This window comes from Georgenia sp. AZ-5 (genome assembly GCF_043952095.1).
Lineage (GTDB): Bacteria > Actinomycetota > Actinomycetes > Actinomycetales > Actinomycetaceae > Georgenia.
Genome location: NZ_JBINOU010000001.1, coordinates 146,968 through 172,298 on the forward strand (window position 1 = coordinate 146,968; position 25,331 = coordinate 172,298).

Genomic DNA, 25,331 nt, shown 5'->3' on the forward strand with positions numbered 1-25,331 from the left:
GCTCCTCCCCGGGTATGGACGACGCCGTCGCGCCCCAGCCCGATCCGGGCCCACAACGCTCGGGCGGCGGTTGCGCGTGAGGTCGCGGCAGGGTTGGCGACGCCGCCGGCGTGGGTGCAGCGCGGCAGGATGGCCCCATGACCCAGATCCCGGACGACGTCACCGCCTACCTCGATGCCGCCCCCGAGTCTCGCCGGCAGCTGCTGCGGGAGGTCTTCGACACCGTGGCCGCCAACGTGCCGGACGGCTACGAGCTGGGCATGCACTTCGGCATGCCCGCCTGGGTGGTACCGCTCGAGCGCTTCCCGGACACCTACAACGGCCAGCCGCTGGGCTACGTCAGCGTGGCCGGGCAGAAGAACTACGTCTCGGTGTACCTCATGGGCGTCTACTCCGTGCCCGAGGAGGCCGAGTCCTTCCAGGCGGCGTGGCGGGCGAGCACCGGGCGGATCGACATGGGCAAGTCGTGCCTGCGGCTGCGCAAGCCCGACGACGTCGACCACGAGCTGCTCGGCCGCACCGTGGCGGCGATGCCGGTGGAGCGCTTCCTCGACACCTACGAGCGGATCCGGAACCGCTGACGCCGCGCCGGCCGGCCAGGGCGCATGCCGCACCTGGCGGTGAGCGGCCCGCGAGTGCCCCCGACGACCAAGATGGCCCGCTCGGCAGTGCCGTCATGAGGTGCCGCGACCGTCAGCGGACGGTGATCGAGCGGTCCATCCATGCCAGCACCCGCTCCTGGCCGAAGGGCCACACCCCGGCGAGGGCCGACGCCGCATCCTTGCCGAAGGTGGGCGCCCCGGGAAGGGCGAGCCCGGCGCCGACGGTGCGCACGGGCGCGTCCTCGCCCAGCCCGGCGAGGCGGCGGGCGGTGGCGATGCCGTCCTCCAGGCCGCCCAGCTCGTCCACCAGCCCCAGCTCCCGGGCGTCCCGGCCGCTCCAGATCCGGCCGCGGGCGAGCTCCTCCACCCGCTCGCGGGGGAGCCGGCGGCCGGTGGCGACGCGGTCGACGAAGCGGCCGTAGGTCTCGTGCAGCACCTTCTCGGCCCACTCCCGCTCCGCCTCCGTGAAGGCGCGGGCGGTGCTGGCGAACAGGGCGCGGTCGCGGCCGACCGACTCGGGGTTGAGCCCGTGGCGCTCGTTGAACTGCGTCAGCACCGGCTTGCCGATGACCACCCCGATGCTGCCGGTGATGGTGAACGGGCTCGCCAGAACCCGGTCCGCCGGCGCGAGGACGTAGTAGCCGCCCGAGGCGGCCACCTCGCCCATGACCGCCACCACCGGCTTGTCGCAGCGGGCCACGGCACGGCCGATCAGGTCCGACGCGAGCGCCGAGCCGCCGCCGGAGTCCACGAACAGCACGATCGCCTTGGTGCGGTCGTCGCGCTGCGCGCGGTGCAGGGCGGCGACGACGGTCTCGGAGCCGGCCAGCGGGCCGCGGAGGAGCGGCACCGGCGGGCCGGGGCGGCTGCGTCCGGTCACGATCATGCCCACCACCGGGACGACGGCGACGCCGGCCGCGGCCCGCGCGAGCTTGCGCGCCGAGAGCTGTGGCCGCGCCAGCTCCAGCGTCCGGCCCCAGTGCGGGCCGACCGGCGTGACCAGCTCGTCGTCGTACGCGACCCGGGAGATGAGCCCGGCCTCGCGCAGCTGCTCCGCGCTGGTGAAGTCGGCGTCGAGCCAGCCGCGCGCCGTCTCGGCGTCGACGCCGCGGGCCGCCGCCATCTCGCCGAGCCAGCTGTGCTCCGCGGCGGCCAGGTACGCGGTGAGCTGCTCGCGGTTGTACTCGTCCATCCGGTCCTGCGAGAACGGCGTCAGCGCGGACTTGTACTCCCGGATGCGCAGGTTCTCGAACGTGACGCCGTGCCGGCTGAGGAAGCTGCCGTAGAAAACCTGCTCGGCGGCGAAGCCGGGCACGGAGACCTCGGCCGACTCGGGGGCGACCACCTCGGTGAGGGCGGTGGTGACCAGGAGGCTGCGCATGGTCACCTCCGGGAGGTAGGCGACCACGCGCCTGCGCTCGGCCAGCCGGCCCAGCAACCCGCCGATGGCGCGGGCGGTGGCCAGGCCCGCCGTCAGGCCGGTGACGCGGACGAGGACGCCGCTGACCCAGCCGGCCTCCCGGAGCCTCTCCAGCCGGGCCGCGAGGCTCTCGAAGGTCTCGGTGCGCTGCAGCATCGTCTGCAGCGCGGCTGCCGAGCGGTGCGTGGGGTAGCTGCCGTGCAGGTCGACGACGACCCAGTCGGGACCGCCGCCGTCGTGGCTGTCGCGGCCGAGGGCGAGGCGGATCAGCTCCGGGACGGGCGCCATTCACCCACGCTAGCCCGACACGCGGGCAGCGCGGGCGCCGTCGGGCGGTCAGAGGCTGCGGGGGCAGCGCGGGCGCCGTCGGAGCGGTCAGAGGCTGCGCGTGCCGCGGCGCGACTGCAGCGTCGCCCCCGGTCATGGCGGCCGGCGCCCATCATCCCCGCCGCCGCGCCGCGGGCGGCGGCACGAGAAGGGCGCGAGGCCGCGAGCCGTGGGCGTTCATCCGAGTCCCTTCCGCCGGTACGCGCAGCGTAGGCGGGAGGGCGTCCGCGCGCCGGGTGAGATTCACGCCCCGCCGGCGCGCAGAGAGGACGCGCTGCGGACGCCGGTCTTTCATGCGACCGTGGATTGAAAACCAGAGCGAGGTTCGAAGGAGCGGCAGGCATCGTGAGCGACATGGGGACACCCCTGAGGAATGCGCAGCGTCATGGGGACCCTGGGTCGGTGGCCGTGCTGCACGCCCCTCTCCGCACACGCCTTCTGCTCTCCGGCGAGGTGGACGTGAGCATGAACGCCGAGCTCAACCAGGTTGTCGAGGACGCCATGCTGCGCGCGGTCCCCGTGGACGTCGACTCCCGCGCCGTGACGTTCATGGACTCCTCCGTCGTCGCGATGCTGGCCCGGCTGGCGTACCGCCTGCCGTACCGCCTGCAGGTGATCGAGCCGCCGGAGCTGGTGCGGTTCCTGCTGGACGTCACCGAGCTGGGCGACATCGTCGACGTCGTCGAGCAGGACCCGGGCTTCCCCGGGGACGGAACAACGGCGACCGGCGCACCGCCGGCCGCCTGACCCGCCGCACCCTCGAACGGAACCCCGGCTCCGCGGCCACGGGACCCACACCGGCGGGCGGGCCGGCCCGGGGCCGTCGTCGGAGCATGGCCGCCCGCCGGGCGCCCGAACCTCAGCCTGCCGTCACGCGGGCGGCTTCGGCGGCTACCGCGGCGAGGTCTCCCGTGCGGGCGAGCACGTCGCGCTGCCGGCGGGCGCCGGTGCCTGCGGCGAGGACCCGGGCGACGCCGTCCTCCACCAGCGCCAGGTCCCCGTTCTCCTCGAGCGCCGGGCGCACGTGCGCCACCAGCGCGCCGACCACCTCGGCCGCCGGCCGTGGCGCGCCGTCGTGCGGGTTCACCAGCGCACCCTCCGCGCCGTCGCGGCCCGCCTGCCAGCGGGCCAGCCGCAGCAGGCCGGCGGGGACCGGCGGAGCCTCAATCCCGGCGGCCCAGGCCGCGGCGGCGGTGTCCACGAGCCCCCGGCTCAGTGCGGCGACCAGCACGGCATCCTCGGCAGCCAGGCAGACGTCGGCGGCGCGGATCTCCACCGTGGGGTAGCGCGCCGAGAGCCGGGCGTCGAAATAGACCATCTTCTCGTCCAGCACGACGCCGGTCGCGAGCATGTCCCGCACGTGCCGCTGGTACGCATCCACCGAGCCGAACACGTCGGTGGGCCCGGCCGAGGGCCAGGCGCTCCACGCCTGGGAGCGGTAGCTGGCGTAGCCGGAGTCCTCGCCGCGCCAGAACGGCGAGTTCGCTCTCAGCGCCAGGAGGGTGGGCAGCCAGACGCGGATGCGGTCCAGCACGCCCACGGCTTCCTCGGCGGAGCCGACCGAGACGTGGACGTGGCAGCCGCACACCAGCTGGTCGGTCGCCGTCCGGCCGAACCGGGCCGCCATCTCCTCGTACCGGGGCGAGGGCGCGAGGTTCGGCTGGGCCGGCACCGGGGAGGTCGCCGTCGCCACGACCTTCGCTCCGGCCGCGACGGCGGCATCGACGGCGCGGCGCCGCCACGCCCGCAGCTGTCGCGCCACGTCCCCGAGGTCGGCCGCCGGCGGGGTGCTGAACTCGATCTGCTCCTGCTGGAGCTCGCCCTCCAGACGGCCGCCCGGGCCGGCGTCGTCATCGGGAGGCCCGCCGGGCCGGGCGTCCCTGTCCTCCGGGGCACCGGCGAGGCCGGCCTGCGCCGCGCGGCGCAGCACCTCGCCGGCCACCGGCTTGGGCGCGCCGGTCTCGGCGTCGACCAGCAGGAGCTCCTCCTCCACCCCGATCGTCCTCACGGGCACAGTGTGTGGGTGGCCCGGGTCCGCCGCATTTCGGCCCTCCTGCCTCCGCAGCAGCCGCAGCGACGGGCGGTTCCGAGGCGGGCCCGGCGCGGACGGAACCGGCGGCCAGGGCGGGCTCGCCACGCCCCCCGCGAGCGGGCGCCCGGTGGCTGCGGATGCGGCCGGACGGGCACCGGCGCCACCGGATGCGGCCCGGCGGGCTCCGGCGCAAGGTGGACAGAGTCAGCACGACGATCCGATGAGGAGGCCGCCCAGTGACCACAGAGGACACCCACACCACCCGCACGGACCAGCTCACGCTGGTCAACCCGGTCACGCGCTACCCGTCCATCAGCCCGCCCGAGCAGGAGCAGCCCGAGCCCGGGCTGGACGCCGAGCTCGCCCCCAAGGCGGACCTCGGCGAGTTCTCGTACCGCGGCACCGGGCGGCTCGTGGGCCGCAAGGCGCTTGTCACCGGCGGGGACTCCGGCATCGGCGCCGCCGTGGCCATCGCGTTCGCCCGCGAGGGTGCCGACGTCGCCATCACCTACCTGCCCGAGGAGGAGGAGGACGCGCAGAACGTCGCCCGCATCATCACCGAGAGCGGCGTGCGGGCCGTGACGCTGCCCGGCGACCTGACCGACGCCGCCTTCTGCGCCGAGGTGGTCGAGCGCACGGTCGGCGAGCTCGGTGGCCTGGACATCCTGGTGAACAACGCCGGCAAGCAGATCTACCGCGAGAGCCTGGACGACCTCCCGGACGAGCAGCTGGAGGAGACCTTCCGGACTAACATCCTGGCGATGTTCCGGCTCACCCGGGCGGCGGTGGAGCACCTGCCGCCGGGGGCCGCGATCATCAACACCACCTCGATCCAGGCCTACCAGCCCGCCCCGATCCTGCTCGACTACGCGTCGACCAAGGCCGCCATCAACAACTTCACGAAGGGACTGGCCCAGCAGCTGGCTCCCAAGGGCATCCGGGTCAACGCCGTCGCGCCCGGCCCGATCTGGACCCCGCTGCAGCCCTCGGGCGGGCAGCCGACCGACGCCCTGCCGGAGTTCGGGCAGAGCACCCCGCTGGGCCGCGCCGGCCAGCCCACCGAGCTGGCGCCGGCCTACGTGTTCCTCGCCTCGCCGGAGTCGAGCTTCGTCCTGGGCGAGACGCTCAACGTCAACGGTGGTCAGCCCACGCCCTGACGACATCCCCGCCCACCGCCCGACCGGCCGCCCGCGTGCTCGTGGGCGGCCGGTCGTTTCTCGCCCGCGCTACTCGGCCACCACGCGCAGGGACCTCAGCTCCGGGTCGGCCGCGTCGGGGATGAGCATCCCCGCGGCCAGACCGGTGGTGAGGTACTCGAGGATCTCGGCGTTGATCCGCTCGCCCGGCGCCAGCACCGGCACCCCGGGCGGGTAAGGCGTGATCATCTCGGCCACGACGCGGCCGGCCGCGTCGCCGACCGGCACCTGCTCGACCCGGCCGAGAAACGCGTCCCGCGGCAGCATGACGTTCTCCACCTCGAGGGTGGGCCCCGGCGGCAGCGCCACGTGCGGCGGCGCTCCATGGTCGCCGCCTCCCCGGCGAGCCGGGCGAGGGCGTCGACGAGGACCCGCTCGTCGCGGTCGTCGTCGGCGTGGGTGATCCGGGCGCTGATCCGGCACGTGTCCGCCGAGCCGACGTCGACGTGGCAGGCGGCGCGCAGCCACTCGGCCGCCTGGAAACCGGTGATGCCCAGCTCGCGCACGTCGACGGTCAGCGCCAGCGGGTCGAGGTCGAAGGCGCCCTGGGGACGCACGACCTCGCGGCCCATGAGGTTCAGTCCGTCGATGCCCGCGATCGCCTCCCGGATCCGGCCGGCGCGGGCGATGGCGGCGCTGAGCAGCTCGTGGCCGTGCTCGACCATCTGCCGGCGCCAGCCGTCCAGCGTCAGGTACACCAGGCTCGAGGAGCTGGTGGTGCCGAGCAGGTCCTCGCGGGCCTTGAGCACGCTGGGATCGATGCGGTCGCCCTTGAGGTGGAAGACCGAGCTCTGCTCGAGGGCGCTGCCCATCTTGTGCACGCTGGTCACCACCAGGTCGGCGCCGGCGTCCATGCCCCAGGTGGGCAGGTCCTGGTGGAACGGCAGGTGGGCGCCCCAGGCCTCGTCGACGATCAGCGGGATGCCGGCGTCGTGGCACACCTCCGCCACGCCGGCGATGTCGGCGCAGGTGCCCCAGTCGGTCGGGGTGATCAGCAGCATGCCCTTGGCGTCGGGGTGGTACGAGAGGGCGCGGCGCACGTCCTCCGGCTCCGGCGGGTGCGCCAGGCGCAGGTGCTCGTCGAAGTGCGGGTGCACCCACACCGGCTGGATGCCGCTGATGATTAGCCCGGAGACCACCGACTTGTGGGCGTTGCGCGAGACGAGCAGCTTCTCGCCCGGGCCCGCCACGGAGATCATCGCCGTCTTCACCGAGAGCGAGCTGCCGCACGTGGAGAAGAACGCGTGGTCGGCGTGCACCGCGTCCGCCATCAGCTCCTGGGCCTGCTCCAGCACGCCCTGGGACTGGCGCCGGTCGTCCAGCCCGTTGAGCGAGAGCACGTCGGAGGCGAACATGCCCTCGCCGACCGCCTCCAGCACCCGCGGGTCCACGCCCTTCCCCTGCCGGTGCCCCGGCGGTCCGTAGACGACGTCCCCACGGCGCCGGAACTCCTCCAGCGACTCGAGCACCGGGACACGCGAGTGATCCATCAAGGGCTCCTCCTTGGCTCGGCGGCGCCCGGCCCGTGTACCGGCCGCCTCCCGGCCGATCCTCGGCCGGGCCCGTGACGTCTGCAATCGGGGGCGCGGCGCCGCCATTCACCGAGTGTTTCCCCGCCCGCCAACCGCGCTCCTCGGAGGCTTTACGGACGGTGCTTAGCGTCGACGGCGCAACTGCACCCCACGCGAAGGACGCAACATGGCTCTCCCTGCCCGCGCTGGAACCATCGGCGCGCTGACCGCCGCCGCCCTGCTGGCCGGCGCCTCCGGCGCCGCCGCCTCCCCGACGGCGCAGGCGGCCGCCGGCTCTGCCGCCGCAGATGACGTGATCACCGTCGCCCACCGCGGCGCCTCGGCCTACGCTCCCGAGAACACCTTGCCCGCTGTCGAGCTCGGCGCCGAGATGAAGGCCGACCTCGTCGAGATCGACGTGCAGGCCACCGCCGACGGCGAGCTCGTCGTCATCCACGACACCACCCTGGCCCGCACGACCGACGTCGAGCAGAAGTTCCCCGACCGCGCGCCGTGGAACGTCGGCGACTTCACCTTCGAGGAGATCCGCACCCTCGACGCCGGCTCGTGGTTCGGCGAGGAGTACGCCGGCACGCAGATCCCCACGCTCCAGGAGGTCCTGGACGCCCTCGACGGCCGCGCCGGCCTCCTGCTCGAGGCCAAAGCCCCCGCCCTGTACCCGGGCATCGAGCAGACGATCGCCGAGGAGCTCGACGGCGAGGGCTGGCTGCGCGCCGGCGCCGCCTCCGGGCGTCTGGTGGTCCAGTCCTTCGACTGGGGCTTCATGGAGGCGTTCAACGCCCTCGCCCCGGAGGTGCCCGCCGGGCTGCTGGGCGACCCGCCCGGGGACGACGCCGCGCTCGCCGAGCTGGCCACGTGGGCGGACCAGGTCAACCCCAGCCACACCCGGGTGACCGGCGAGGTCGTGGAGCGCATCCACGACGCCGGCCTGGAGATCATGCCGTACACCGTCGACGACGCCGACCGCATGCGCGAGCTGGTCGAGCTCGGCGTGGACGGCGTGATCACCAACCGCCCGGACGTCCTCATCGACGTCCTGGAGGAGGACCGGCCCGGCCGCGGCCGGCCGGACGCCGCCTGACCCGACGCCGCCGGACCGGCGACGCCTGACCCGGCCACGCCTGACCCGGCGACGCCTGATCTCCCGACGCCTGGAAGGCCCCCGCCGCGGCGGGGGCCTTCCGGCTCGTCAGAGCAGCCGCGCGTCGGCCGTCACGTCGGAGACGCGGACGTGCACGGGGACCCCCAGCCGGCGCTCAGCGGACAGCCCCAGCAGCCCGGCCAGCGCCGCGGTGACCGCGTCCCGGACCTCCCGGGCCAGGGGCACGAGCTGGGCGCCGTACAGCGCGACGACGTCGACCGTGACCGCCTCGAGGTCGTGCGTGGCACCGGTTGTGCAGCGCACCCGTGCGGCACCCGCCTCGGACAGCGCGTCGAGCGCGTCACGCACGTGGGTGACGACGACGTCGGCGGCGACGAAGAAGTCGCCCGCCGCGCTGTGGCCGCGCACGGGTGCCGACGGGCGGAAGGCCGCGAGCGCCCGGGCGAAGACGTCCGTGCGGATGGCGATCCACCCGCCGTCGGTGTGCTGACGGAGCGTGGCCGCGGCCCGGTCGAGGATGCCGTCGCCGTTCATCGCCATCCTTCCAGCCTTGCTTCCAGGCCCCGGCGGGCCCGGTGGAGCTGGCCACGTACGGCATCCACGGTGGTGTGCCGGATCGCGGCCACCTCGGCGTAGCTCAGGCCCTCCACCTCGACGAGCAGCCAGGTCGACCGCTGGGTGAGGGGAAGCTCGGCCAGCGCGGCGTCGATGGCGGCCAGGAGGCCGGCGGCGAGGGCCTGCTGCTCGGGGCCGGACCGGTCAGGTACGGCCACCTGCACCTCCTCCACCCGAAGCGTAGCCGGAGGACGGCGGCGCAGCGAGGTCCGCACCTGGTTGATGGTCAGGGCGAACAGCCACGTGCGCAGTGCCGCGTCGCCGCGGAAGGCGGGCAGCCCGCGCCATGCCGCGGTCAAGGCCTCCTGCAGGCAGTCCTCGGTGTCGCCGTGGTGCTGGAGCATGCGGTAGGCGTACCGGTACAGGGCGGGCCCGTGGCGCTCGGCGATGACCACGAAGGCGGCCCGTTCGCCGAGCGCCGCACGCCGGGCGAGCACGTCGTCGGGAAGGCCGGAGAGGGCCGGCGGTTCTCGGAGCGGTTCAGGCACGCGGTCCCCCCGATGGGACGAGCGGGCGGGCCGGTGACGAGAGCCCGCCATATGTGACGTACATCACACGATCCGGCCCGTGAGGATCGCGCGTCACGGGCGTCTCACTCATTGACGCTGACAGCCGCGACGGGTGTCGGCAACTCGGGCACCAGCGAGAGGAAGTCCACTGTGAGCGAGCAGACCAACCCGACCGTCTCGGGCAGCGCCGTGAGCACCCGCAACACGGGTGCCATGACCCGGGGCGCCACGGCCGGCGGATCACCGCTGAGCAGCGAGAAGGGCACCACCACCATCAACGACGTGGTGGTGAGCAAGATCGCCGGGATCGCAACTCGTGAGGTCAACGGCGTCCACTCGATGGGCTCGGGCACAGCCCGCGCCATCGGAGCCCTGCGCGAGCGCATTCCCGGCAGCACCACCAACACCACCCAGGGTGTGTCCGTCGAGGTCGGCGAGACGCAGGCCGCGGTGGACCTCAGCATCGTGGCGGAGTACGGGGTGGCGATCGCGGACCTCGCCGAGGGCATCCGCCGCAACGTCATCAACGCGGTCGAGCGGATGACCGGCCTGGAGGTCACCGAGGTCAACATCGACGTCGTCGACGTCCATCTTCCCGAGGACGACACCCAGCCAGAGCCGGAGCCACGGGTCCAGTGACCGCGGACCCCGGCCCCGCCCGGGCGTCGCAGGACCGCGCGGACGCGGTGGCGGCAGCGGTCCTCGCCGTGCCGGGGGTTGCCCGGCTGCACACGGGCGCCTTCGGCGAGGTGGGCACCTACCTGCCGGGCCGGCGGGTGGCCGGCGTGCGCATCCGGCCCGACGGCGTCGAGGTCCACGTGGTCGTCGAACACGCGCTCCTGGACCGCCGGGTACCGCTGCCAGTGCTCGCCGAGCAGGTTCACCGGGCTGTCGGCGCGCAGGTGCCAGGGCCCGTCCACGTCTACATCGACGACCTCGACGAGCCACCCCCTCCGTCCGTCTGACCACCGGCCGGCTCGCCGGCCGTCGCCCACAAGGAGTCGACATGACCAATTCCCTCAACGGCCTGCTCGCCGGGCTGATCCTGGCGATCGCCGCCATCGTCGGCGGGTTCAACGGCTTCCTGCTGGCGTTCGTGCTGGGCGTCGTCGGCCTGCTCCTCGCCGGCGCGCTCTCCGGCGAGCTCGATCTCTCCGCCATGCGCTCCGGCCGCGGCCGTGGTTAGCCAGAGCACCGCCCCAGGACCGGGCGTTCCCCGCGGGGACGCCCGCACCCGCGGAGCCGTAAGGGTCGCCGACCGCGTGGTGGAGCGGATCGCGCGCGCCGCCGTCCTGCAGGTGGACGGCGTCGCACCCGCCGGCAGCTCTTCCGGGGCGATCGGGTCGGCGCTGGGCCGGACCTACCCCCGGGTGGAGTGCGACGTCGCCGGCGACCACATCCGGGTCGCCGTGGAGATCGAGGCCGTGTGGCCCGCGTCGGCCGCGAAGGTCGCCCAGCGCGTCCAGTCCGCCGTCGCGGACCAGCTGCACCGGCTCACCGGCCTGGAGGTCGACTCCGTGCGGGTCGTCGTGGCGCAGGTCGTTCCTGCCCCTGAGGAGTACCGGAGGGTTCGATGAACGAGCAGCCCCGGCACGTCGCGGTGCCGGGAGGCGCCACGAGAGACGACTCGCCCGTCGGCACCACCGAACCACCCGGAGACTGGCAACCGATGCCGGCGGCCAGCCTGCCCACCCGCAGCGGGAGCATCGGCGTCGTCGGCCCGGCACTGGCCGTCCTGCTGGTCGCCGCCGGGGCGGTCCTCGTGCGTGACGCGCTGGTGTCCGGTGGCGCCGTACGCGGGCGGCCATGGATTCCGGCGGCGCTCGACGCCGTCGACGGTCTGAGGCCGGGCCCGTTGTTCCTGGTCGGCGGCATCGTCGCGGCCCTGCTCGGGCTGTGGCTGGTCTACGTGGCCCTGCGCCGCCGGGTGCGGTCCCGGGCCGCCGTGGCCTCGCGCACCGGGATCTACCTGGGGCTCGGCGACGTCGCCCGCCTGGCCAGCGGGGCGGCCGAGGAGGTCGGCGGTGTCATCTCCGCCTCCACGTCGGCCAACCGGCGCACCGTCACCACCACAATCCGCTCGACCGGTGGCCCGGACGTCGCCGACGCCGTCCGCCAGGCGGTGGCCGAGCGGCTGTCGCCGCTCGACCCGGCGCCCCGCATCAACGTCGCCGTACGCGGAGGGGGGAACCGGTCATGAGCCGCGCCGTGCTCGCGCTGGACCGCATCGTCACCCTGATCCTGGGCCTCGTGCTCCTCCTCGGCGGCCTGGCCGCCATCGCCTGGTGGGCGGGCCAGCTGGACCGACTGTGGCCCGCCACGCCCGGCTCGCTGCAGTTCAGGCCGGCCCGCGACGCGGTGGAGGCCGGGTGGTGGCCCTGGGCCGCCGGCGTGGCGGGCGCCGTGGCGATCCTCCTGGGCCTGTGGTGGCTCGTCTCCCACATCCCCCGCCGGTCCGTCCCCGCGCTGGCCCTGCCCGGCGGGGACGTGCGCGGAGGGCTGCGCCTGGACCCGAATGCGGCCACCGCCACCGCGGCGGACGTGCTCGCGCAGACCCCGGGGGTCCGCTCGGCGCGCGGCACCATGCGCGACGACCGTGGCGAGCTCGTGGCCGCGCTCGACGCGACGATCGAGCCCACCGCCGATCTCACGACCGTCGTCGCGGCCGCCGAGCGCGTCAGCGCCGAGCTCGGCCACGTGCTGGACCTCCCGGCGGCCCGCTGCCGGGTCCAGCTCCGCGTCGCGCGGCGGGGCCGGCGCCAGGCGCGGGTCGGCTGAGACGCGCCCGATCCGATCCGCGAGGGAACGCTCCGTCACCGACGCGGCCGGCTCGGCGCCGTCGGTCGACGGTGCCGACGGGGATCCGGCCCACCAACCGCCGTGCCTCTTTCGGAGCGCCTCGTCCCGATGCGGCCTGTTCGGGGCGTGCCTACGTTGGCCGTCCGTCCTACCTCCAGGAGAGACATGATCACCAACGAAGCGATCTCCCAGCTCGCCGGCGCCACTGTCGTCGGGCGTGACGGCGACAAGCTCGGCACCGTCGGGCAGGTCTATCTCGACGACGTCAGCGGGCAGCCCGACTGGGTCACCGTCAAGACAGGACTGTTCGGTACGTCCGAGACGTTCGTGCCTCTGCGGGAGGCCACCGTGGAGGGCGACACCCTCCGTGTGCCCTACGACAAGAGCACCGTCAAGGACGCACCTCGAGTGGACGACGACGGCCATCTCTCCGCCACCGAGGAGGAGGAGCTCTACCGCTACTACGGGATCAGCGAGTCCTACGGCGCCGCCGGCACCGAGGACACCACCGGGGTCGCCGCCGGCACCGAGGACACCACCGGGGTCGCCGCCGGCACCGCCGACGTGCGGACCGACACCACCGGCTACGACACCTCCGGGCCGACCACCGACTCGGCCATGACCCGGTCCGAGGAGCAGCTCAACGTCGGCACGGCCCGCCAGGAGGCCGGGCGCGCGCGGCTGCGCAAGTACGTCGTCACCGAGCAGCAGAGCGTCAGCGTGCCGGTCAGCCGCGAGGAGGTCCGCCTCGAGCGCGAGCCCATCACCGACGCGAACCTGGGGGCCGCGATGGACGGCCCGGCCATCTCCGAGGAGGAGCACGAGGTCGTCCTGCAGGAGGAGGTCCCCGTGGTCTCCAAGGAGGCACGCCCGGTCGAGCGCGTCCGGCTGGACACCGAGACCGTGACCAGCGAGCAGCAGGTCACGGAGGACGTCCGCAAGGAGCAGATCGAGATGGAGGGCGACGAGGGCGCCGGACGCAGGGGCGTCTGACCCACTGACGCGCCTGCCCGTGGCACGTCCGCCGCGGGCCCCGGCGCCTTCCGCACGAGCTCGGGGTGCGGCGGCTCCCAGGAGCAGCCGCACCCCGCGCCGTACAGACACATGCAGCGCACCACGACCCAGGAGGCTCACATGACGTCATCCGCGCCGGACTTCGTCGTCTCGGGCGTTCCCTATTCGGTCACGGACGTCGAGGGCCGCACACCTGCCGGGACCGGCGACCTGACCGGACGGACGACCTTCGCCGTGGAGGGCTACACCGGCCGCCACGTCGTCTCCGGCGAGGGCGTGCTCGCCGACGACGGCTCTGTCCGGTTCCTCGAGAAGGACCCCGCCGCCGGCAAGGACGTGCGCGCCTGGCGCATCCGCGAGGAGGCGGACGGCCGGCTTGTCGCCCAGACCGACTGACGCCCACGGGCGCCCTCGGGAGTGAGGTGCCCCCGCGCGCGCCGTTGCGCCCGGGGGCACAACTCGGCGGGACGTCCGCTCGTCGAGTCACCGGCAACGTACGGCGGCGCGGCTGCGCCGTCGAGACCCCAGATCGGTGGGTACTGCTTCGGGGGACGCCCGAGATCGCACGACTCGCCCGAGATAGAACGCCGCCGGGTTCTATCTCGGTGCCCCCATCTATTTCGGCCGACCACGCCGGGATCCGGCCGAGGACGCGCGGACTTGACCGCCGCCGGGCACGGACAGCCGACCTTGCCCAGTCTGGCCATCATTGAGCCATTGACCTGACACCACAGTGGTGTCACGCTGATGCGCATGGACATCACACCGTACGTGGAGACGCTGCGCCGGGACCTGCTCGCGACCGCCGAGATCGGCGGCCCGGAGGTGCGCGCGGCGGCGGAGCGGCTCCTGCCTGGCCTGGAGCCGGCGGTGCGCCTGGCACTCATGGACGCCCTGTCCCAGGCCGCGGCCGAGATCACGAGCGAGCTTCCGGCGGGTTCGGTGGAGGTCCGTCTGCGCGGGCGCGAGCCCGAGCTCGTCGTCGACGTGCCCACCGAGTCCCGCCCCGCCGCCGCGGCCCCGCCCCTGGAAGACGAGGAAGACGGCGACGACGCCGTCGCGCGCATCACGCTGCGCATCCCCGAGTCCGTCAAGGCACGCGCGGAGGAGCTCGCGGGCCGCAGCGGCCGTTCCCTCAACAGCTGGATCGTCGGTGCGCTGCGGGCGGCGACCCGCGAGCGCGTCATCGACATCGACCTCGGCGACCGGCGCGGACCCCGCGGCCGGCGCATGACCGGCTGGGTCTAGCCCACGAGCACAGGAGAGCACCATGGACTACACGTTCCCCACCCCCCGCCCCGTCGAGCTCTACGTCGAGCTCGGCGCCGGCCGCCTCACCGTCCGCGCGGGTGACGTCACCGAGACGCTCGTGCGCGTCGAGGGCCACGACGCCGAGCAGGTCAGCGTGGACCAGCGAGGTGACCAGGTCACCGTCCTGGCGCCGCGTCGCTGGATGGACGTCTTCGACTCGATGCGCGACCTCACGGTCACCGTCGACCTGCCCACCGGGAGCACGCTGGTCACGAAGCTGGGCGCGGCCGACCTGCTGGCCACCGGCACGTTCGGCGCCGCCCGGCTGCGGTCCGGCTCCGGCGAGCTCCACCTCGGCGAGCTCACCGGCCACGCCGCCGTGGAGACCGGCTCCGGCGACGTCGTCATCGGCGCCGTCCGCGCCGAGCTGCGCGTGAAGTCGGGCTCCGGCGACGTGCGGGTCGACCACGTCGGCGGCCGCGCGGGGATCGTCACCGGCTCCGGCGACGTGCTCCTCGGCGTCACCGAGGGCGACGTCGTCGCCCGCTCGGGCTCGGGGGACCTGCAGGTCGGCGACGCGCACACGGACCTCCGGCTGACCACCGCCTCCGGCGACATCGCCGTGCGCGCGGTGCGCCGGGGGAAGGTGCGGGCCAAGGCCGTCTCGGGGGACGTGCGCGTGGGCGTGCCGCGCGGCATCCCGGTGTGGACCGACGTCAGCAGCATCAGCGGCAAGGTGGTCTCCACGCTCGAAGGAGCCGGCCGGCCGGCGGAGGGGCAGGACTTCGTCGCGGTGCGGGCCTCCTCGGTCAGCGGCGGGATCTACCTCGACCAGCTCGCCTGAGGGCTCCCGTCGCCGCGCGTCACCTCTTGGACAGTCCCAACCGGCACGGCGCGGAGGAGGGCGCAGCGCCCTCCGCCGATCCGCCGCCGTGGGCGTGCGCCGACCAAGGCCGGCGACCCTCAGGCGCCCCCGCACAGGCCGCACCGCCGAGGGCGCCTCGACACGTCGAGGGCCACTCTTGCAACTGCAGCCCTCGCCGTGTCGAGGCGCCCTCGCTGGTGAAGCCCGCCGCCTTGAGCGCGTCCCGGCCGGGCGCCCGGCCCGGCCGCGATAGCTCGGCCCACTCGGTCCGCGGGATTATCCGACGCCGTAGGACCGTTCATCCCGACATGGCGACCATCAACGTCCAGAACGCTCCGGAGCGGGCCCGGTACGAGGCCCTCGTCGGCGGGGAGCTCGCGGGCTTCGCCGAGTACGACGAGGTCGGCGACCGGCTGATCTTCACGCACACCGAGGTCGCGCCCGACTTCGAGGGCAACGGCATCGGCTCGGCGCTGGTGCGCGGCGCGCTCGACGACGTGCGCACCCGCGGCCTGCGCGCGGTGCCGGTGTGCACCTTCATGCAGGGCTGGCTCGCCCGGCACGAGGGCGAGTACGAGGACGTCGTCCTCGATCCCGCCGCCAGCTGATCCCCCACCGCCGACTGATCGCCACGCCCGCGGCCGCGCAGAGAACCCTCGACGAGAGCTCCCGCGGCCGCTGACGGGCTCAGCGGGCGCGGGGCTTCAGCCGCAGGTGCGGCAGCTCCGGGGCCGGCAGCGGCGCGCCGTCGTACCCGCTCACCGCCCCGAAGCGACGCCGGCCCACCTCGCCGCCGGCGATGGCGTCCTGCCACTGCGCACGGGCCTCGACGATCTCCTCGTGCGTGCGCCCGACGAAGTTCCACCACATGAGCACCTGCTCGCCGAACGGCTCGCCGCCGACGAGGACAGCCCGGACGGGGGCGTCGCCGGCCTCTAGCACCAGCTCTCCCGCCCCGGGCGCGAGGTAGGCGAGCCACCCCGGTTCCACCGGGTGCCCGGCCACCCGCAGGTCGCCGGCGTCCACCAGCACCGCGTGCTCGAACGTGGCCTCGACCGGCACGCGCACGACCGCGCCCGTGGGCACGTCCAGCTGTGCGGCCACCAGCGGCGAGTACGCGCGCGCCGGTGAGGTCACGCCGGCGAGCGAGCCCATGAACACCTGCACCCGGGCGCCGTCGAGCAGCACCGCCGGCACCTCGTCGACGTGCTCGAAGGCGGGCGCGCCGCTCCGGTCGCCGTCCGGCAGCGCGGTCCACAGCTGGACCCCGTGCAGCCGCCGCTGCCCCGGGAAGCGTGCCACCGTGCCCTCCTCCGAGTGGCAGATGCCGTCGCCGGCGGTCATGAGGTTGAGCTGGCCGGGATGGATGGTCTGGACGGAGCCCACGGCGTCCTGGTGCAGCACCTGCCCCTCGAACAGCCACGTCACCGTCTGCAGCCCGATGTGCGGGTGCGGGGGCACGTCCATGCCGCCGGAGACGGCGACGTCGTCGGGACCGTAGTGGTCGAGGAAGCAGAACGGTCCCACCAGGGTGCGCTGCTTGGAGGGCAGGGTGCGGCGCACCGTCATCGCCCGCGGCCCGCCCAGCGGCACGTCGCGCGGCTCGATCAGCTCGACGCCCGCCGCCGCCGGCCCGGCCTCGCACACCCGCTCGACAGGCCGTGTCTCCAGGTTGGTCACCCCGCCAGCGTAGGCACCGGACCGGGCTGACGGGTCTGCCCGGGGTACTGGAGGCCCGCTCCGGCGTCCGGCCAGCACCCCGCGCCTTGCCAAGGCGCGCCCGCCAGTTCGGACGATTCTCGACAGTTAACCGCCCGCCTGCCACGCTGGGCGGCGTGGACATCACGACCGAGATCTGGAACCGCGCCGCCGGGTTCGAGGACATGGACGGCTTCCGGGACGGCGACCGGGCACTGCACGACGCCCTGCTGCTGCACGGCACGGCGATGAACGGCGGGCTGCTGCACGCCCTGGAGTCGCTCGAGGCGGACGAGCTGACCGCCGCGGTGGCCGGGTTCCGCTGGCTGGGGCTGGCCGGGACCGCGGAGCAGATCGAGGCTTTCGCGGCGGACGCCGTTGACGCCGACGCCGCCGAGACGGAGGCGCTCGAGGAGCGCGGCAACGAGCTGTACTACGGCGCCGTGCCCGACGACGACGTCCTCGAGGCGGCGTTCCGCGCCCGCCACGCCGAGCTGCCCGAGGCGTTCGCCCCGCTCGCATAGGCCCGGTCCGCCCGGCGCCGGGAAGCCGGCCCGGCGTGCCCACGCAACAGGCCGCTCAGCGCCCTGGCATGCCCTCACGGCCGCCCCCGGGAAGACAGCGGCAACGGCGCCGGGCCTCCTCGGCGTGCCGTGCGGGCGTCCGGGTGCGAGCCTGGAGGTGGCCGGCTGACGCGGCCGCGCGGCCGGCATGACGTCGGAGCGACGAAGGGACGGCTCATGTCTCACCCGGTCAAGTCCCACCCGGTCAGGTCACGCCCGGTCGAGCTCCGCCGGGTGACAGCCCGCCCGGTCAAGTCTCACCCGGTGGAGGACGCCGGCCTCCTGGCGCTGCGGGCCGGGGTCGGCGGCATCCTGATCGCGCACGGCTGCCAGAAGCTCTTCGGCTGGTTCGGCGGGCACGGCCTCCGGGGAACCGCGACGGCCTTCGAGGGCATGGGCTTCAAGCCCGGCCTCCCGAGCGCCGTCGCGGCCGGCGCCGGGGAGGCCGGCGGTGGCGCGCTGCTGGCGCTCGGTCTCGGCACCCCGCTGGCGGCCGCCGCGGCCAGCGGCACCATGATCGCGGCCGCGGGGGTCCACTTCCCCGCCGGGTTCTTCGCCCAGGCCGGCGGTTACGAGTACGTCGCGCTGCTCAGCCTGTCCAGCGCCACCCTGGCGCTGACCGGGCCCGGTGCCTGGTCCGTGGACCGGTTGCTGGGCTACCGGCTCAACCAGCCGTGGATCTCCGTGGCCGGGATCGTGGCCTCCGCGGTGGCCGCGACCGCCGTGCTCAAGGTGCGCGAGCGGACCCTCGCCGCCCGGGCCGGCGCCCCCGCGCAGGAGGGGCCGCACGCCGCGGCGACCCAGGAGCCGTCCCAGGGCGCGCCGGTCGCTGAGGGCCCGCACGCCGCGGCCCAGGAGCCCGGACAGGGCGCACCGGCAGGGCAGCGCCCGTCGGAGACCGGAACCCCCGGCGGCCTCGGCGGCGTGGAGGGCGGCGGCACGGAGTAGTCGCCGAACAGCCGGCGCGAAGGACGGCGACCGCTCAGGACACCAGGAGCGACCGGATGTCGTCGGCGCTCAGCGGCGCGGCCAGCACGTCGCCGTCGTCAACCACCCGGTCGAACAGGTCGCGCTTGCGCTCCTGGAGGGCGAGGACCTTCTCCTCGATGGTCTCCTCGGCGACGAGGCGGTAGACCATCACGTGCTTGTCCTGCCCGATGCGGTGGGTGCGGTCGACGGCCTGGGCCTCGGCGGCCGGGTTCCACCAGGGGTCGAGGATGAAGCAGTAGTCGGCCTCGGTGAGGTTGAGCCCGAACCCGCCCGCCTTGAGGCTGATGAGGAACACGGGGTCGTCGCCGTCCTTGAACTGGGCGATGCGGCGGGCGCGGTCGCGGGTGCGCCCGTCGAGGTAGGCGTAGGTGATGCCGGCCTCGTCGAGCCGGCCCTTGATGGTCCCGAGGAAGCCGGTGAACTGGCTGAAGACGAGCGCCCGGTGGCCGCCGTCGACGACCTCCTGAAGCTGCTCGAGGAAGACGTCGGCCTTGCTGGCGCGGATGCCGGCGTACTGCTCGTCCACGAGCGCCGGGTCGAGGCTGAGCTGCCGGAGCAGGGTCAGCGAGCGCAGGATCGTGAAACGGTTCCTGTCCAGGTCGTCGACCAGGCTGAGCACCTTGCGACGCTCGCGCTGCAGGTGGGTCTGATAGATCTTCCGGTGCCGCGGGTTGAGCTGGACGCGCAGCACCTGCTCCTGCTTGGCCGGCAGGTCGGCAGCCACCTGTTCCTTGGTGCGGCGGCGGATGAACGGGCTGAGGCGCCGGCGCAGCGCGGCCAGCAACGCCGGGTCCTCACCACGCTCGATCGGCTTGCGGTAGGTCTCGGTGAACGCCTTCGGGTCCGGGAAGAGCCCGGGCGCCGCGATCGAGAGCAGCGACCACAGGTCCATGAGGCTGTTCTCCAGCGGCGTGCCCGTGATCGCCAGCTTGAAGGGCGCGGGCAGCTTCCGGGCGCACTGGTAGGTCTGCGCCTGGTGGTTCTTGACGAACTGCGCCTCGTCCAGCACCAGGGCGCTCCACCGGAGGTCCCGGTAGGCGGCGAAGTCGATGCGGAACAACGCGTAGGAGCTCACGACGACGTGGGCGCCCGCGACGTCCTCGGCCAGCGGCCGGCCGGCGCGCTTCTGGGTCGCGGTGACCGCGCGGACGGTCAGCCCCGGGGCGAAGCGCGCGGCCTCGGCGGCCCAGTTGCCCACCACGCTCGTGGGCGCGACGACGAGCACCGGCGCCTCCAGCCGGCCGGTCTCCTGCGCGCGGCAGACCGCGGCGAGGGTCTGGAGCGTCTTGCCCAGCCCCATGTCGTCCGCGAGGATCCCGCCGAGCCCGGCGTCCCACAGGAAGCTCAGCCAGCGGTAGCCGTCGAGCTGGTAGGGCCGCAGGTGCGCGGCGAGCCCGACGGGCACGGGCGCGGGCTCGGCGCGGCCGCCGTCGCCGAGCAGGTGCCCGACCGCGCGCGCCCACCGCTCGCTCTGGGCCTCGACGACGCCGAGGTCGCGCAGCTCCTCCCACAGCCCGGCCTGGTAGGCGCTCAGCCGCAGCTGCCCCGGCGGGCGGTCCTCGAGCGCGCCGGCCTCGGCGATGAGGCGGCGCAGCTGGTCCAGCTCGGGACGGTCGAGGGCGAAGTAGGTGCCGGAGTCGAGCACGAGGTGGCTCTCCCCCCGGACGAGCGCGACGAAGAGCCGTTCGAAGGGGATCTGCTCGCCGTCGATCTGGACCGTGACGCCGAGGTCGAACCAGTCGGAGTCCTCGGAGTCCCTGGCGGAGACGCTGATGACCGGCGCCGTCTCGGAGCGCCGGTACTCGGGTGCGGTGCCGACGACCTCGACGACGACGTCCTGCGCGCGCAGCGCCGGCAGGACCTCCTCGGTGAACACGGCGGCGTCGATCCCGCGAAGCTCGGCGGTGGGCGCGAGAGCGGGGACGACGCCGTCGGTCCGCAGGCGAGGGGGCGCGCCCGCCGGGAGGTCCAGCTGCCGCAGGAGCTGCCGCTCGGCCGCCGGGTCGCGGCCGCCCGCCGCGGCGCCGTCGTGGAGCGGGACGCGGTGCGAGGCATCCCCGACCCGGTAGAGGAAGGACCACTCGAGGGTCAGCCGGTGGCCGTCCCCGTAGGTCAGGCGCAGCGCCAGCCGCGGCGGGAGGACGTCGGGCAGCTCGACGGACGCGTCGGCGGAGTGCACCGGCACGACGCGGCGCAGGCCGGGGTAGTACTCCCGCAGGAACCGCTCCGAGTCCGCGGCCGGGACGGTCAGCCTCCCGGCGCCGACGAGTGCGGCGGCCTGCCTCGTCAGCGGCTCCTGGAGCGGGGCGAGCAGCAGGCCACCGGGGGTCTGGTCGTCGTCGGCCAGCTCGACGGCGACGCCGTGCGCCGGGGAGCCCACGAGCCCGAGCAGCCGCCCGGACTCGTGCTCGGCGGGCAGGCGCAGCGCCGCCGTCAGGGTGAGGTCCGACGTCGGCGTGCGGGCGATGTCCACGACGACGACGGCGGAGGCGGCGGCAAGCTCGACAGGCCCCACGCCGCGGGCGGGCACCAGGGTGACGCCCGCGTCCACCGCGCGGCGCAGTAGCGGCCACAGGGCCGGCCCGAACTCGTCCAGGAAGACCGGGACGTCACCGTAGGCGTACCCGGCGCTGGAGCGGTGGGCGCGGAACAGCTCGTGGAGGGCGTCGCGGTGGGCGCGCACGAGGCGGTCGGCGTAGGTGTACCGGAGGTCGCCCCACGAGATGCCGGTGCGGACCCAGTTGTCGCGCCGGCCGGGGACGACGGGCCGCAGCCGCACCCGCCCGCCGGCACCGGAGACGGGGCGCACCACCTCGAGCTGGAGACCGACGGGCACGCCGTCCGGGGCCGGGTCCTCCCGCCGGACGACGTCGGCGAGGATCCGCTCCCACTCGGGCGTCGCCTGCGGGACGTCGCCGCCGAGGTCCAGGCCCCACAGGGCCGCCAGCAGGACGGCGGCCACGTGCTTGCAGTCGGTCCCGACCGGGCAGGTGCAGTGCCCCGTGGTGCGCGGCCGCTGCGGCGAACCACCGACCTGCACCAGGACCGAGTAGGGCCGCAGCACCGAGCCCTCGACCGAGGCGTACAGCGTGCGGGTCCGCGCGTCGGTGTGGTTCCAGCGCACCCGTCCCTGCTCGGCGTAGGCGAGGCCGCGGGCGAACGTGGAGCCGCCGACGGTCCCGAGGATCTCCTCCTCGTCGGGGAACCCCGGCCAGCGGGAGGGCGGCGTGGATGCCGGGAGCCGGTCGGTCACGCGGCCAGCGTAGACGGGGGCACGGACACCGAGGCGGACGTCGCGGCGTCGTGCCTGCCTCCCGTCTGGGTCGCCATCTCACCGGACCACCTGGAGCCGATATGTCCGGCAGGAGAGACGGACGGCCTTTGGACGGGCGCGCGCGTCCCACATCGTAGGCAGGGCGGGCGTCCGGGCGACGGCGGTGCCTCGGAGTCTGCCATCGTCCTGGTCACAGCCGCAGACCGGCTGCCCGGACGACGATGGAGCAAGGATGAAGGCGAACTCGGGACTCTTCCCGCACGCGAGCCGCACCCTCCGCCTGCCCGCCCGCGCCACCGCCGGCGCGATGCGCTGTCGCCGCTCCATGCGCCGGTCCTGCGCCGCCTGATCCCTCCGGCGCAGGACGCCCCGATCACCACCCCAGGCCGCCCCGTGACTGGCGCGCCAGCCGGCTCTGTGAAAGATCCGTCAGGAATAGCCTGACAGATCCTTCCCGCTGGCCGAGCGGCGCACCTCGACCGTGGTCGAGCGCTGGTCGGCCGCCGGCTGAGGGACTTTCGGCCGCCGGCTGAAGGCCCACCGCCGCCGGCTTCGGCCCCTCGGCCGCCTGCTGAAGGTCGCTCGGCCGCCGGCCGGAGCCTCCACCTCGCCTGGCCCGGGCACCGGCGTGCGCGCCGTCATCGCTGGCCCTGACCGCCAGCCCATCCGGCCGTCCACCACTGCCCCTCGCCGCCGGCACATCCGTGGGACCGCCATCCAGCTCAGTCCTGCGGTCCCCCAGTCGTCCGATCCCCTCAGTCGTCCGGTCCGCCACGGGGCCAGCCGGCAGACATTCATCCTCACCCACGCCGCCACGCGGCCGTCCCCCGCAGGAGACCTCTGTGACCACTCGTATCCGCCGTAGAGCAGCGGCAGCTGCCACGCTCACCGCCCTCGCGACCGTCCTCGCCGGCTGCGCGGGTGCCGCCGGTTCCGGCGCGGCCAGCGAGCCCTCAGGCGAGCCGCGCCCCGGCGGCACCCTGACGTACGCCACCGGCGACGTCGAGCCCCCGTGCCTCGATCCCGTCAACAGCGGCGGCGGCGTCCCGCAGGCCCTGATCTCCACCCAGTACCTCGAGCCGCTCTTCTACCAGGACGACGACGGCGAGATCCAGCCGTGGCTGGCCGAGAGCTGGGAGTGGTCCGAGGACCGCCTCAGCCTCGACATCACGGTCCGTGACGACGTCACCTTCACCGACGGCGCCCCGCTCAACGCCTCGACGATCGCCGCCAACGTCGCCTACATCAAGGACCCCGCGACGCTCTCCAGCACCGCGTTGCTCGCGCTGGAGAAGGTGGAGTCGGTCGAGGAGGTCTCGGAGCTCACCGCCCGCCTGCACCTCTCCGAGCACGACAACGCCCTGCTCGAGCACTTCGCGCAGGTCTGGGTGCCGATCCAGTCCCAGGAGGCCCTCGCCCGCGGCGCCAAGGAGAACTGCGCCTCCCCGGTCGGCACCGGCCCCTTCAAGGTGGAGCGCTGGGAGAAGCAGGAAGAGGTGGTGCTCGTTCGCAACGAGGACTACAACACCGCCCCGGAGAGCGCCGCCCACACCGGTCCCGCGTACCTCGAGAAGATCCACTGGCGCTTCCTGCCCGACCCCGCGGCCCGGTTCGCCGCCCTGCAGTCCGGCGAGGTCGACGTCATCGACGTCATCCAGCCGCAGGACGCCGTCCAGGCAGAGGGCGACCCCAACCTGGAGACGCTCATCGGCTCCCGGCCCGGCCACGTGGTCAACCTCGCGCTGAACACCACCGTCGAGCCGTTCCAGGACGTCCGCGTGCGCGAGGCCTTCGTCCGCGCCGTCGACGTCGACGCAGCCCTGAAGAGCGTCTTCCTCGGCACCGTGCCGCGCTCGAGCTCGGTGCTCAGCAGCATCACCAAGTACAACCTGCAGGAGCCGGAGGTCTTCGCCACCGACGTCGACAGGGCGAACGACCTGCTGGACGAGGCCGGCTGGACCGAGCGCGACCCGGAGGGCTACCGCGTCAAGGACGGCGAGCGCCTCTCGGCGACGGTCCTCCAGACGGACTCGGTCCTCGTGCCCGTCCCGGTCCTCGAGCAGTTCCAGGCCAGCGCCAAGGAGGTCGGCCTCGAGCTGGTCATCAGCCAGGAGGAGCAGTCGACCTGGACCGAGAAGCGCAACACCTGGCAGTACAACCTGCTCCCCGTCTACTACACGAAGAACTCCCCGGCCGTCCTCAACCTCACGCACGAGACCGCGGGGATCCCGTCCATCACGCCGGGCGGCTACCACGCGAACTCCAACGGGCTGCAGTCCCCGGAGGCGGCCGAGCTCGACGCCGTCCTCCAGCAGGCGGCGGCCACCGGGGACGAGGAGGAGCGCGGGAAGCTCTACACGCAGGCGCAGGAGACCATCCACCGCAACTACACCAACCTGCCGATCTTCGACCAGCAGACCCGGCTCGGCCTGCGCTCCGACGTCGAGGGCACGCGCCTGATCTCCCCGCTGACCCTGCCCACCTTCTACGACACCTGGCTGGACCGCTGATGGCCGCCGCGACGGGGCACGCCGCGGCGCCACCGAACGCGCCGGCCGCTGATCCTCGCCCAGCCCAGACCGAGCCCGGCCACGGGCGCGGGCCCGCGGGCCCTGCCCGCCGCCTGCTCCCGCGCCTCGGCGGAGCCGTCTTCGTCCTGTGGGCGGCCGCCACGATGTCCTTCTTCGCCGTCCGCCTCATCCCCGGTGATCCGGTGGACGCCCTCCTCGGCGGGCCCGACTCCAACGCCACGGAGGGGACCCGGCAGGCGGCCCGCGAGGCGCACGGCCTCGACGAGCCGCTGGCCCTTCAGTACGTGCAGTACCTCGGCCGGCTGGTCACCGGCGACCTCGGGGACTCCTACCTGCTCAAGCAGCCGGTCTCCCAGGTGCTCGCGGACCACCTCGGCAGCACCCTCGTCCTGGCCGGGCTGGCCCTGGCCGGGGCGTGGGTCCTCGCCCTGGCGCTGTCGCTGTGGGCGGCCCGCGGGGGTCGCGTCGCGACGGCGGCGGGGAACGTGCTCGAGGTCGTCGCAGCTGCGGTGCCGGAGTTCTGGCTGGGCACGCTGCTGATCGTGGTCTTCAGCGTCAACCTCGGCTGGCTGCCCGCCACCAGCGGCGGAAGTGCGACCGGGCTGGTGCTGCCGGTCCTCACGCTGGCGATCCCGCTGGCCGGGTTCCTCGCCCAGGTCATGCGCGAGTCGATGCTCGAGGCCATGCACGCCCCGTTCGCCCTCTCCGCGCGGGCACGCGGGGAGGCCGAGGTGGGGGTGGCCCTCCGGCACGCGCTGCGCCACGCGGCGCGGCCCGGGATCGGGCTGTCCGGATGGGCCTTCGGCTCCCTCATCAGCGGCGCGGTGGTGGTGGAGACCGTCTTCTCCCGCCCGGGCCTCGGGCGGAGCCTGCTGCAGGCGGTGCTCGTGCGTGACGTGCCTGTCGTCCTCGGCGTGGTCCTGGTCGTGGCGGCGATCTACATCGTCGTCACCCTGCTCAGCGACATCGCCGACCGTCTCGTCGATCCCCGGCCGGCGACCTCGTGAGCGC

Annotated in this window: 27 protein-coding genes; 19 read left to right on the forward strand and 8 right to left on the reverse strand. The window is 74.3% G+C overall.

Annotated features, from left to right (window positions below):
• The first annotated feature begins 137 nt into the window (after positions 1-137).
• Complete coding sequence (locus ACF0H8_RS00760; RefSeq protein ID WP_395287086.1) at positions 138-581, forward strand: DUF1801 domain-containing protein; 444 nt, start codon at positions 138-140, stop codon at positions 579-581.
• Positions 582-693: 112 nt separating this feature from the next.
• Here the strand turns inward: ACF0H8_RS00760 and ACF0H8_RS00765 are convergent, their stop codons facing one another.
• A complete protein-coding gene (locus tag ACF0H8_RS00765) occupies positions 694-2,310 on the reverse strand; it encodes a S49 family peptidase (protein WP_395287087.1) in 1,617 nt (538 codons plus the stop codon).
• Positions 2,311-2,751: 441 nt separating this feature from the next.
• Between ACF0H8_RS00765 and ACF0H8_RS00770 the strand changes: the two genes are divergently transcribed.
• Positions 2,752-3,096: an STAS domain-containing protein gene (locus ACF0H8_RS00770; protein ID WP_395287088.1), complete on the forward strand. Its 345-nt coding sequence runs from the start codon at positions 2,752-2,754 to the stop codon at positions 3,094-3,096.
• A gap of 112 nt (positions 3,097-3,208) precedes the next feature.
• Here ACF0H8_RS00770 and ACF0H8_RS00775 read toward each other — a convergent pair whose 3' ends face one another.
• Complete coding sequence (locus ACF0H8_RS00775; protein WP_395287089.1) at positions 3,209-4,357, reverse strand: glutamate--cysteine ligase; 1,149 nt, start codon at positions 4,355-4,357, stop codon at positions 3,209-3,211.
• 260 nt (positions 4,358-4,617) lie between these two features.
• Here ACF0H8_RS00775 and ACF0H8_RS00780 point away from each other — a divergent pair, with 260 nt between their 5' ends.
• On the forward strand, positions 4,618-5,538 hold the full coding sequence (locus ACF0H8_RS00780; protein ID WP_395287090.1) for an SDR family oxidoreductase: 921 nt from the start codon (positions 4,618-4,620) through the stop codon (positions 5,536-5,538).
• A gap of 69 nt (positions 5,539-5,607) precedes the next feature.
• On the opposite strand, the gene ACF0H8_RS00785 is transcribed toward ACF0H8_RS00780, so the two are convergent.
• Together ACF0H8_RS00785 and ACF0H8_RS00790 are read right to left on the reverse strand one after the other, a co-directional pair.
• On the reverse strand, positions 5,608-5,844 hold the full coding sequence (locus ACF0H8_RS00785; RefSeq protein ID WP_395287091.1) for a hypothetical protein: 237 nt from the start codon (positions 5,842-5,844) through the stop codon (positions 5,608-5,610).
• A complete protein-coding gene (locus ACF0H8_RS00790) occupies positions 5,763-7,067 on the reverse strand; it encodes an aminotransferase class I/II-fold pyridoxal phosphate-dependent enzyme (RefSeq protein WP_395287092.1) in 1,305 nt (434 codons plus the stop codon). The genes ACF0H8_RS00785 and ACF0H8_RS00790 overlap by 82 nt, the downstream gene beginning before the upstream one ends.
• A 208-nt stretch (positions 7,068-7,275) precedes the next feature.
• Here ACF0H8_RS00790 and ACF0H8_RS00795 point away from each other — a divergent pair, with 208 nt between their 5' ends.
• Positions 7,276-8,190 (forward strand): glycerophosphodiester phosphodiesterase, encoded by a 915-nt coding sequence (locus tag ACF0H8_RS00795; RefSeq protein ID WP_395287093.1) that lies wholly within the window; start codon positions 7,276-7,278, stop codon positions 8,188-8,190.
• Positions 8,191-8,298: 108 nt separating this feature from the next.
• Here ACF0H8_RS00795 and ACF0H8_RS00800 read toward each other — a convergent pair whose 3' ends face one another.
• Positions 8,299-8,745: a hypothetical protein gene (locus ACF0H8_RS00800; protein WP_395287094.1), complete on the reverse strand. Its 447-nt coding sequence runs from the start codon at positions 8,743-8,745 to the stop codon at positions 8,299-8,301.
• The gene (locus tag ACF0H8_RS00805; RefSeq protein ID WP_395287095.1) at positions 8,742-9,314 is read right to left on the reverse strand and encodes an RNA polymerase sigma factor; all 573 of its coding nucleotides are present in this window, start codon (positions 9,312-9,314) and stop codon (positions 8,742-8,744) included. The genes ACF0H8_RS00800 and ACF0H8_RS00805 overlap by 4 nt, the downstream gene beginning before the upstream one ends.
• Before the next feature lie 171 nt (positions 9,315-9,485).
• Here ACF0H8_RS00805 and ACF0H8_RS00810 point away from each other — a divergent pair, with 171 nt between their 5' ends.
• The 11 genes from ACF0H8_RS00810 to ACF0H8_RS00860 all read left to right on the forward strand — a co-directional run bounded on the left by ACF0H8_RS00810 (position 9,486) and on the right by ACF0H8_RS00860 (position 15,872).
• Positions 9,486-9,974 (forward strand): Asp23/Gls24 family envelope stress response protein, encoded by a 489-nt coding sequence (locus tag ACF0H8_RS00810; RefSeq protein WP_395287096.1) that lies wholly within the window; start codon positions 9,486-9,488, stop codon positions 9,972-9,974.
• Entirely contained in the window at positions 9,971-10,300 is a 330-nt protein-coding gene (locus ACF0H8_RS00815) for a hypothetical protein (RefSeq protein ID WP_395287097.1), read from the forward strand. Before ACF0H8_RS00810 ends, ACF0H8_RS00815 begins: the two co-directional genes overlap by 4 nt.
• Positions 10,301-10,341: 41 nt before the next feature.
• The gene (locus ACF0H8_RS00820; RefSeq protein WP_395287098.1) at positions 10,342-10,521 is read left to right on the forward strand and encodes a DUF2273 domain-containing protein; all 180 of its coding nucleotides are present in this window, start codon (positions 10,342-10,344) and stop codon (positions 10,519-10,521) included.
• Positions 10,514-10,912 (forward strand): Asp23/Gls24 family envelope stress response protein, encoded by a 399-nt coding sequence (locus ACF0H8_RS00825; RefSeq protein ID WP_395287099.1) that lies wholly within the window; start codon positions 10,514-10,516, stop codon positions 10,910-10,912. The genes ACF0H8_RS00820 and ACF0H8_RS00825 overlap by 8 nt, the downstream gene beginning before the upstream one ends.
• Positions 10,909-11,535 (forward strand): DUF6286 domain-containing protein, encoded by a 627-nt coding sequence (locus ACF0H8_RS00830; RefSeq protein WP_395287100.1) that lies wholly within the window; start codon positions 10,909-10,911, stop codon positions 11,533-11,535. Before ACF0H8_RS00825 ends, ACF0H8_RS00830 begins: the two co-directional genes overlap by 4 nt.
• The gene (locus tag ACF0H8_RS00835) at positions 11,532-12,113 is read left to right on the forward strand and encodes a hypothetical protein (protein ID WP_395287101.1); all 582 of its coding nucleotides are present in this window, start codon (positions 11,532-11,534) and stop codon (positions 12,111-12,113) included. The genes ACF0H8_RS00830 and ACF0H8_RS00835 overlap by 4 nt, the downstream gene beginning before the upstream one ends.
• A 186-nt stretch (positions 12,114-12,299) precedes the next feature.
• Entirely contained in the window at positions 12,300-13,127 is an 828-nt protein-coding gene (locus ACF0H8_RS00840) for a DUF2382 domain-containing protein (protein WP_395287102.1), read from the forward strand.
• A gap of 141 nt (positions 13,128-13,268) precedes the next feature.
• Entirely contained in the window at positions 13,269-13,544 is a 276-nt protein-coding gene (locus ACF0H8_RS00845; protein ID WP_395287103.1) for a hypothetical protein, read from the forward strand.
• A 357-nt stretch (positions 13,545-13,901) separates the two neighbouring features.
• Positions 13,902-14,396: a toxin-antitoxin system HicB family antitoxin gene (locus ACF0H8_RS00850; RefSeq protein WP_395287104.1), complete on the forward strand. Its 495-nt coding sequence runs from the start codon at positions 13,902-13,904 to the stop codon at positions 14,394-14,396.
• A 22-nt stretch (positions 14,397-14,418) separates the two neighbouring features.
• Positions 14,419-15,243 (forward strand): DUF4097 family beta strand repeat-containing protein, encoded by an 825-nt coding sequence (locus ACF0H8_RS00855; RefSeq protein ID WP_395287105.1) that lies wholly within the window; start codon positions 14,419-14,421, stop codon positions 15,241-15,243.
• 329 nt (positions 15,244-15,572) lie between these two features.
• A complete protein-coding gene (locus ACF0H8_RS00860) occupies positions 15,573-15,872 on the forward strand; it encodes a GNAT family N-acetyltransferase (RefSeq protein ID WP_395287106.1) in 300 nt (99 codons plus the stop codon).
• 79 nt (positions 15,873-15,951) lie between these two features.
• Here ACF0H8_RS00860 and ACF0H8_RS00865 read toward each other — a convergent pair whose 3' ends face one another.
• Positions 15,952-16,944 carry a pirin family protein gene (locus ACF0H8_RS00865; RefSeq protein WP_395287107.1) on the reverse strand — a complete coding sequence of 331 codons (993 nt, stop codon included), beginning with the start codon at positions 16,942-16,944 and terminating at the stop codon, positions 15,952-15,954.
• Between the two features lie 155 nt (positions 16,945-17,099).
• Between ACF0H8_RS00865 and ACF0H8_RS00870 the strand changes: the two genes are divergently transcribed.
• Both ACF0H8_RS00870 and ACF0H8_RS00875 read left to right on the forward strand, forming a co-directional pair.
• Entirely contained in the window at positions 17,100-17,486 is a 387-nt protein-coding gene (locus ACF0H8_RS00870; protein ID WP_395287108.1) for a hypothetical protein, read from the forward strand.
• A 216-nt stretch (positions 17,487-17,702) separates the two neighbouring features.
• The gene (locus ACF0H8_RS00875) at positions 17,703-18,473 is read left to right on the forward strand and encodes a DoxX family protein (protein ID WP_395287109.1); all 771 of its coding nucleotides are present in this window, start codon (positions 17,703-17,705) and stop codon (positions 18,471-18,473) included.
• A gap of 34 nt (positions 18,474-18,507) precedes the next feature.
• Here ACF0H8_RS00875 and ACF0H8_RS00880 read toward each other — a convergent pair whose 3' ends face one another.
• Positions 18,508-21,768: an SNF2-related protein gene (locus ACF0H8_RS00880; RefSeq protein ID WP_395287110.1), complete on the reverse strand. Its 3,261-nt coding sequence runs from the start codon at positions 21,766-21,768 to the stop codon at positions 18,508-18,510.
• An 863-nt stretch (positions 21,769-22,631) separates the two neighbouring features.
• Here ACF0H8_RS00880 and ACF0H8_RS00885 point away from each other — a divergent pair.
• Entirely contained in the window at positions 22,632-24,299 is a 1,668-nt protein-coding gene (locus tag ACF0H8_RS00885) for an ABC transporter substrate-binding protein (protein WP_395287111.1), read from the forward strand.
• Positions 24,299-25,327 (forward strand): ABC transporter permease, encoded by a 1,029-nt coding sequence (locus tag ACF0H8_RS00890; RefSeq protein WP_395287112.1) that lies wholly within the window; start codon positions 24,299-24,301, stop codon positions 25,325-25,327. Before ACF0H8_RS00885 ends, ACF0H8_RS00890 begins: the two co-directional genes overlap by 1 nt.
• Positions 25,328-25,331: the final 4 nt, after the last annotated feature.

What these genes read in the sequence shown, in the direction of transcription:
- ACF0H8_RS00860 (WP_395287106.1), top strand. Translation starts at nt 15,573, where the DNA reads ATGGCGACCATCAACGTCCAGAACGCTCCGGAGCGGGCCCGGTACGAG.
- ACF0H8_RS00830 (WP_395287100.1), top strand. Translation starts at nt 10,909, where the DNA reads ATGAACGAGCAGCCCCGGCACGTCGCGGTGCCGGGAGGCGCCACGAGA.
- ACF0H8_RS00850 (WP_395287104.1), top strand. Translation starts at nt 13,902, where the DNA reads ATGGACATCACACCGTACGTGGAGACGCTGCGCCGGGACCTGCTCGCG.
- ACF0H8_RS00785 (WP_395287091.1), bottom strand. Translation starts at nt 5,844, where the DNA reads ATGCTGCCGCGGGACGCGTTTCTCGGCCGGGTCGAGCAGGTGCCGGTC.
- ACF0H8_RS00855 (WP_395287105.1), top strand. Translation starts at nt 14,419, where the DNA reads ATGGACTACACGTTCCCCACCCCCCGCCCCGTCGAGCTCTACGTCGAG.
- ACF0H8_RS00790 (WP_395287092.1), bottom strand. Translation starts at nt 7,067, where the DNA reads ATGGATCACTCGCGTGTCCCGGTGCTCGAGTCGCTGGAGGAGTTCCGG.
- ACF0H8_RS00835 (WP_395287101.1), top strand. Translation starts at nt 11,532, where the DNA reads ATGAGCCGCGCCGTGCTCGCGCTGGACCGCATCGTCACCCTGATCCTG.
- ACF0H8_RS00760 (WP_395287086.1), top strand. Translation starts at nt 138, where the DNA reads ATGACCCAGATCCCGGACGACGTCACCGCCTACCTCGATGCCGCCCCC.
- ACF0H8_RS00820 (WP_395287098.1), top strand. Translation starts at nt 10,342, where the DNA reads ATGACCAATTCCCTCAACGGCCTGCTCGCCGGGCTGATCCTGGCGATC.
- ACF0H8_RS00890 (WP_395287112.1), top strand. Translation starts at nt 24,299, where the DNA reads ATGGCCGCCGCGACGGGGCACGCCGCGGCGCCACCGAACGCGCCGGCC.
- ACF0H8_RS00795 (WP_395287093.1), top strand. Translation starts at nt 7,276, where the DNA reads ATGGCTCTCCCTGCCCGCGCTGGAACCATCGGCGCGCTGACCGCCGCC.
- ACF0H8_RS00765 (WP_395287087.1), bottom strand. Translation starts at nt 2,310, where the DNA reads ATGGCGCCCGTCCCGGAGCTGATCCGCCTCGCCCTCGGCCGCGACAGC.
- ACF0H8_RS00840 (WP_395287102.1), top strand. Translation starts at nt 12,300, where the DNA reads ATGATCACCAACGAAGCGATCTCCCAGCTCGCCGGCGCCACTGTCGTC.
- ACF0H8_RS00800 (WP_395287094.1), bottom strand. Translation starts at nt 8,745, where the DNA reads ATGAACGGCGACGGCATCCTCGACCGGGCCGCGGCCACGCTCCGTCAG.
- ACF0H8_RS00875 (WP_395287109.1), top strand. Translation starts at nt 17,703, where the DNA reads ATGTCTCACCCGGTCAAGTCCCACCCGGTCAGGTCACGCCCGGTCGAG.
- ACF0H8_RS00845 (WP_395287103.1), top strand. Translation starts at nt 13,269, where the DNA reads ATGACGTCATCCGCGCCGGACTTCGTCGTCTCGGGCGTTCCCTATTCG.